Raw genomic sequence first — 5,596 nt, 5'->3', positions numbered from 1 at the left:
TGTTTGATGCAACGCTAGTGAACTTTTTAAGGCTTTTTTAAGATTTAAGCAGGAATTCGTCAATTTTTGTCGTATTTCTTAATTTATCAATTCTTTGACAAGCGATTAGAGAAGGGGTTTGCTCGCATGAACGTTCGTTCCTTCCAACTTTCCGATTACCGGCCGGTAACGGAGCTTCTGGAAACGGTTCTTTCGGCGGAATGCTTCGATCAGACGATGGAAGCTTTCGCGCGGCAATTGTCATGGGATAGCGATCTCGTGCTTGTTTCATTCAACCAGTCGGAAATTACAGGGGTGATTATCGGGACGATCGATAATCAGCGCGGGTACTACTATCGGGTGGCGGTACATCCCGATCATCGGAACAAAGGCATCGGAAAGTCGCTGATCCGGGCGCTCAGGAAACGTTTCGAGCAACGTAAAGTGACGAGGATCATGATTACGGCGGACGAGCACAACGTGCCGTACCTGCCCTTTTACGAATCGATGGGCTACGCGGCCGACGATTTTTTTTATTCATTCCAAAAGCTGAGCATTGTTGCCGGCTGAACGTCGCTCTTCCCGGGCGGAGAAGCGCTTGTCCCGCGGCGGGAGAAGCCGGTTTGCGCATATCTTGGACGCTTATTGATGATGGCGTCCCGGATATGCTTTTTTTGTCTTGTCAGCGCTTCGGTCATCTTGGGGTGGTTTCCGTTAGCGATTTTATATATGATGGTGGGAGGAACGTCAGACCTTTATAAATGATAGCGAAAGCGAGGGGAACGCATGAACGGATCGTTCTCCGACCGCCCCGAGCGCGATTCGGAGCGCGCATCGTCCGGATCGGCCGCTCACGGTCTGTGGGTACGTTGGTTGACGGATTGGCTGAAGACGCTGTCGATTGCGGTGACGATCGTGTTGATGCTCCATTATTTCGTATTCAACCTGTCGACGGTGGAAGGGCAATCGATGGAGCCGACGCTCGCGGACAAGGAATGGCTGTTTATCAGCAAGTTTGCCTATATCGTCGGCCGCCCCGCTCTCGGGGACATCGTCATTTTACAAGACCCGACGGACATTGCCGGGCGAAAAGAACTGCTCGTCAAACGGATCGTCGGCATGCCCGGGGATACGATCGAAATTCGCGACAGCAAGCTGTACCGCAACGGCGAGCTGGCGATCGAGCCGTATACGGATTCGAAAATCGAGGACATGGATTACGGCCCGGTCGTCGTTGCTAACGGAAGCTATTTCGTAATGGGAGACAATCGCCATGCCCGGGCGAGCCGTGACAGCCGAACGTTCGGAGTCGTGCCGCTGGAAAAGATAAAAGGAAGGGCGGATTTCATATTGTGGCCGATCGACAAAATAAGTTCGTTATAGGAGCTGTTTCGATATGAAAGAAGTCGTCGTCTATACCGACGGAGCCTGCTCGGGTAATCCGGGACCCGGGGGTTGGGGAGCGATTCTGTTCTACGGAAGCCACCGGAAGGAAATATCGGGCGGAGAGAAGTCGACGACGAACAACCGGATGGAAATCCGGGCGGTGATCGAGGCGCTGAAGCTGCTGAAGGAACCTTGCCGGGTAACGGTGTACAGCGATTCCGCTTATGTCGTCAATTGCTTCAAGCAAGGATGGATTAAAGGCTGGCTTCGCAACGGGTGGAAAAACAGCAAGGGCCAGACGGTCGAAAACCGCGATCTGTGGGAAATACTGTGGGAACAGATGCAAATTCATAACGTCGACTATGTAAAGGTAAAAGGGCACAGCGATAATGAATGGAACAACCGCTGCGACGAATTGGCAAGAGAAGCGATCAAGCGGCTTCCCTAGAATGGGAAGCGAATCGGCTGCCTTATTCCCTTGCATGGGGGAGTCTTGCGCTGAGGACGCCGGATGACAAGGAGGTGAGCGGCATGAGCGATACGAATGGCGGCCATAACGGCGAGGCGCCGGTCCGAAGCCGGCAATTTTGGGAATCGCTGGCGAAAGAGATGAAGCAGGCCGCGCCTTCGCTTGGCATCGATAAAATCGGGATCGCGTCCGCGGAACCGTTCCGCGCGTTGAAAGACATTTTGCTGCGGCACCGGGAGGCGGGACGGGAATCCGGCTTCGAAGAGCCCGATCTCGACAAGCGGACCGATCCTTCGCTGTTGTTCGACCGTCCCCAATCGCTTATCGCTATCGCCATCGCGTATCCGTCGAAGCTTCAGGATCCGCCGAAGTCGGAGCCGGGGGCGCGCAGAGGGATTATCTCGCGCTCGGCATGGGGACTGGATTACCACCATGTGCTGCGCGACCGGCTGGCCCGTCTGGAGGCGTGGCTGCGCGAACGCGTTCCCGAGCTGCGGGCCGAAAGCATGGTCGATACCGGGGCGCTGGTCGACCGCGCGGTTGCCGAGCGCGCCGGCATCGGATGGAGCGGCAAAAACGCGTCGATCATTACGCCGGAATGGGGCTCGTGGGTCTACCTGGGCGAGATGATTACGAATTTGCCGCTCCCCCCTGACGAGCCGGTAACCGAGAGCTGCGGCTCATGCACGAAGTGCATCGACGCCTGCCCGACGGGCGCGCTCGTCGGACCCGGACAGCTCGATGCCAAAAAGTGCATCTCGTTCGTTACGCAGACGAAGGATTGGGTCAGCGAAGACATGATGCGCAAAATCGGCAACCGGCTGTACGGCTGCGATACTTGCCAGATCGTCTGTCCGGTCAACCGGGGCAAAAACTGGACCCATCAGCCGGAGCTGCAGCCGGATCCGGAAAAGGTAAAGCCGCTGCTCGTGCCGCTGCTGACGATGAGCAACCGGGAATTCCGGGAAACATACGGCGACAGCGCATCGTCATGGCGCGGCAAGAAGCCGATTCAGCGCAATGCGGTGATCGGGCTCGGCAATTTCCGGGATGCGGAATCGGTCCCGGCGCTCATCAGCGTGCTGCGGAACGATCCGCGCCCCGTACTGCGCGGCACGGCCGCTTGGGCGCTCGGTCGGATCGGCGGCGCCGAAGCGGAGGCGGCGCTTGCCGACGCGCTCGAGACTGAAGCGGACGAAGAAGCGCGGGCGGCGATTATGCGCGCGCTGACGGCGGTAAGGACGCCGGAGCCTGCCGCCGGGGCCGGGAGAGCGAAGGAAGGAAAGTCTTAACGGAAAGCGGACGAACATGCGGAGCAATTGCGCATGCTTCGTTCGCATGCTATGATAAGTGCTATTATGGCTGGTGCAAGCCGGAAACGAAAGAACAAAGGACAGGTGAATCAGAATTATGTCGGCTTGGGATATTGTTATTCCGGTTCTGACGCTGATCGTCGGAGCGGTAGGCGGTTTTGTCGGCGGCGTATTCTATTTGCGCAAGCAGCTGGAAAAAATGCAGCGCGATCCCGAGGCGCTGCAGAAGATGGCCAAGCAGATGGGATACAATCTGAACAAACAACAGATGGCCAAAGCTCAGCAACTGCTGAATAAAAATACCGGAGGCCGGCACAACCGCCACTTCGGCGGCCGGAAATAGCCGGCGCGCGCGGAGCGTCTTCCGCGCGAGAAGGAGTGAAACGACATGGCTGGGGTGAAAGATTACGTCAATCCGTCGGTTGACGAAAACCGCAAACAGATCGAGTATCATGTGAAAGAGATTTTGAGGCTGATCGGCGAAGATCCGGAACGCGAAGGGCTGCTCGAGACGCCGGCCCGCGTCACGCGCATGTATGAAGAAATATTCGCCGGGTACGGCGTCAACCCGCGCGACGTGCTCGGGGTGTCGTTCGACGAGCAGCATGAGGAACTGGTCATCGTCCGCGATATCGTATACTACAGCATGTGCGAGCATCATATGGCGCCGTTCTTCGGCAAAGCGCATATCGGCTACATCCCGAGCGGCAAAATCGCGGGCCTGAGCAAGCTTGCCCGGCTTGTCGAAGCGGTCTCGCGCCGGCTGCAGGTGCAGGAGCGCATTACTTCGCAGATTGCGGACATCATGGAGGAGTCGCTGCAGCCGCACGGCGTCATGGTCGTCGTGGAAGGCGAGCACCTGTGCATGTGCGCGCGCGGCGTGAAGAAGCCGGGAAGCAAGACGGTCACCTCCGCGGTCCGCGGAGAATTCCGCAGCAACGAAGCGCTGCGTTCGGAATTTCTGGCGCTGCTGAAGCAATAATTTTCCCATTGCGGCCCCCTTGTCGGGAACAGACAAGGGGGCTATTGTCGTTTGTCGGGAACGGACAGGGGTCTCTTGCCGTTCCAGCCGTTGCGCGATGGAGGCGCCGCGAAGGGATGTTTTAATACGGCTTCCACTGGAGACGGCTGGCTTCTGCGAAGCGTTCGCTTACGTAAGGCCAGTTGACGACGTTCCACCAGTCCTTGATATAATCGTCGCGCTTGTTCTGATGCTTCAAGTAATAGGCGTGCTCCCATACGTCGAGCGGGAGGATCGGAACAACGTCCCACTGCGACAAGTTTTGATGCTTCTCGGCCGTCAAAATTTCCAGCCGCCGGCTGCGCGGGCTCCAGACGAGTATCGCCCAGCCGCCGCCTTCGACTTTACCGGCCGCTTCGCTGAACTGCTTTTTGAACGCATCGTAGCTGCCGAAATCCCGCTTCAACTGCTCGGCAAGCGCTCCGCTCGGCCTGCCGCCGCCGTGCGGCGACATGACGTTCCAGAACAGCGTATGCAGGTAATGGCCGGCGCCGTTGAAGGCGAGCTCCCGCTCCCAATGCTTGACGAGATCGAAATTGCCGGTCCTTCGGGATTTCTGCAGCTCTTTCTCCGCCTTGTTTAGTCCGTCGACGTAGCTTTGATGATGCTTGTCGTGATGAATGCGCATCGTCTGCTCGTCGATATGGGGCTCGAGCGCATGATAGGGATAAGGGAGCGGCGGCAACGTATGTCCGCCGATCGGCACCTGTTCGACCGGCGACCGGCCGTCCTCCTCCGGCGGCGCGTCGGAACGGGGCTCTTCCCCGCCGGCTTCGGCTTGCGCAGCGCCGCTCGCATCCGCAGCGCCGCTCGCTTCCGGAGCGCTGCTCGCTTCCGGAGCGCCGCCGTTTCGAAACGGCCCGTCCGCCGTCCCGAATTCAAGCGTCTCCGCATCGCCGCCGCTGTCATACGGGCTCCCGTCCGCCGCGTCCGTCTGCCGCCGCACTTGCTCGTGAGCCTCCATCATGCCGAGATAATAGGTTGATTCGCGCACGGCATGGAGAATAAAGGAACGGGCTTGCGGATTGTTGGCGACCGCGGCGCTCTCGTTCATCATGCGTAGCAGCTGGTCGACGAACGACTGCGACTGATAGGCGGAGGCATGGAGCAGCACGTCCGCCTGACCGGCAAGCTGCTCCGACCGCTGGCCGGCCTTCGGCAGCGCTTCGTCGATCCACAGGCCCGCCCGCCGCTCCGTCTCCGCGAATACCGGTTCCCACGCTTCCAGCAGGGACGCATATTCCGGCTCCAGATCGGGAGTCAGTTGCCTGAGTATGGCGGTATGCTCCCGTTCTTGCGTTTTCCAGAACCTAATTTCTTCCAGCAGCCGAATCGGCATGTAAGGTCCATATACAAAAAGCACGCCATCTGCCTCCCTTAAGGATGGAATACACCTTTTCTCTATAGATCTGGACAGTGAAAAGTTTT

General features: G+C 58.2%; 7 protein-coding genes. 6 read left to right on the top strand and 1 reads right to left on the bottom strand.

Going from position 1 to position 5,596, the window contains the following annotated elements; translation table 11 throughout:
* The first annotated feature begins 126 nt into the window (after positions 1-126).
* The 6 genes from ABEV74_RS18200 to folE all read left to right on the top strand — a co-directional run bounded on the left by ABEV74_RS18200 (position 127) and on the right by folE (position 4,129).
* On the top strand, positions 127-549 hold the full coding sequence (locus ABEV74_RS18200; RefSeq protein WP_062496070.1) for a GNAT family N-acetyltransferase: 423 nt from the start codon (positions 127-129) through the stop codon (positions 547-549).
* 216 nt (positions 550-765) lie between these two features.
* Complete coding sequence (lepB, locus tag ABEV74_RS18195; RefSeq protein WP_430148186.1) at positions 766-1,362, top strand: signal peptidase I; 597 nt, start codon at positions 766-768, stop codon at positions 1,360-1,362.
* 13 nt (positions 1,363-1,375) lie between these two features.
* The gene (gene rnhA / locus ABEV74_RS18190; RefSeq protein WP_062496066.1) at positions 1,376-1,813 is read left to right on the top strand and encodes a ribonuclease HI; all 438 of its coding nucleotides are present in this window, start codon (positions 1,376-1,378) and stop codon (positions 1,811-1,813) included.
* Positions 1,814-1,896: 83 nt separating this feature from the next.
* Positions 1,897-3,126, top strand: a complete 1,230-nt coding sequence (gene queG, locus ABEV74_RS18185; RefSeq protein WP_430148183.1) for a tRNA epoxyqueuosine(34) reductase QueG — start codon at positions 1,897-1,899, stop codon at positions 3,124-3,126.
* Positions 3,127-3,244: 118 nt separating this feature from the next.
* The gene (locus ABEV74_RS18180) at positions 3,245-3,490 is read left to right on the top strand and encodes a YneF family protein (RefSeq protein WP_062496062.1); all 246 of its coding nucleotides are present in this window, start codon (positions 3,245-3,247) and stop codon (positions 3,488-3,490) included.
* Positions 3,491-3,535: 45 nt separating this feature from the next.
* Positions 3,536-4,129 carry a GTP cyclohydrolase I FolE gene (gene folE / locus ABEV74_RS18175; protein ID WP_062496061.1) on the top strand — a complete coding sequence of 198 codons (594 nt, stop codon included), beginning with the start codon at positions 3,536-3,538 and terminating at the stop codon, positions 4,127-4,129.
* A 121-nt stretch (positions 4,130-4,250) separates the two neighbouring features.
* Here folE and ABEV74_RS18170 read toward each other — a convergent pair whose 3' ends face one another.
* Positions 4,251-5,531 carry a Fe-Mn family superoxide dismutase gene (locus ABEV74_RS18170; protein WP_430148180.1) on the bottom strand — a complete coding sequence of 427 codons (1,281 nt, stop codon included), beginning with the start codon at positions 5,529-5,531 and terminating at the stop codon, positions 4,251-4,253.
* Between the last annotated feature and the right edge of the window lie 65 nt (positions 5,532-5,596).

The sequence above is a fragment of the Paenibacillus cisolokensis genome (assembly GCF_050481165.1).
In the GTDB taxonomy this organism is placed as follows: Bacteria; Bacillota; Bacilli; order Paenibacillales; family Paenibacillaceae; genus Paenibacillus_AH; species Paenibacillus_AH cisolokensis.
The sequence above is the reverse complement of the archived record's forward strand: the minus strand, read 5'-3'. Positions and strand labels throughout refer to the sequence as shown.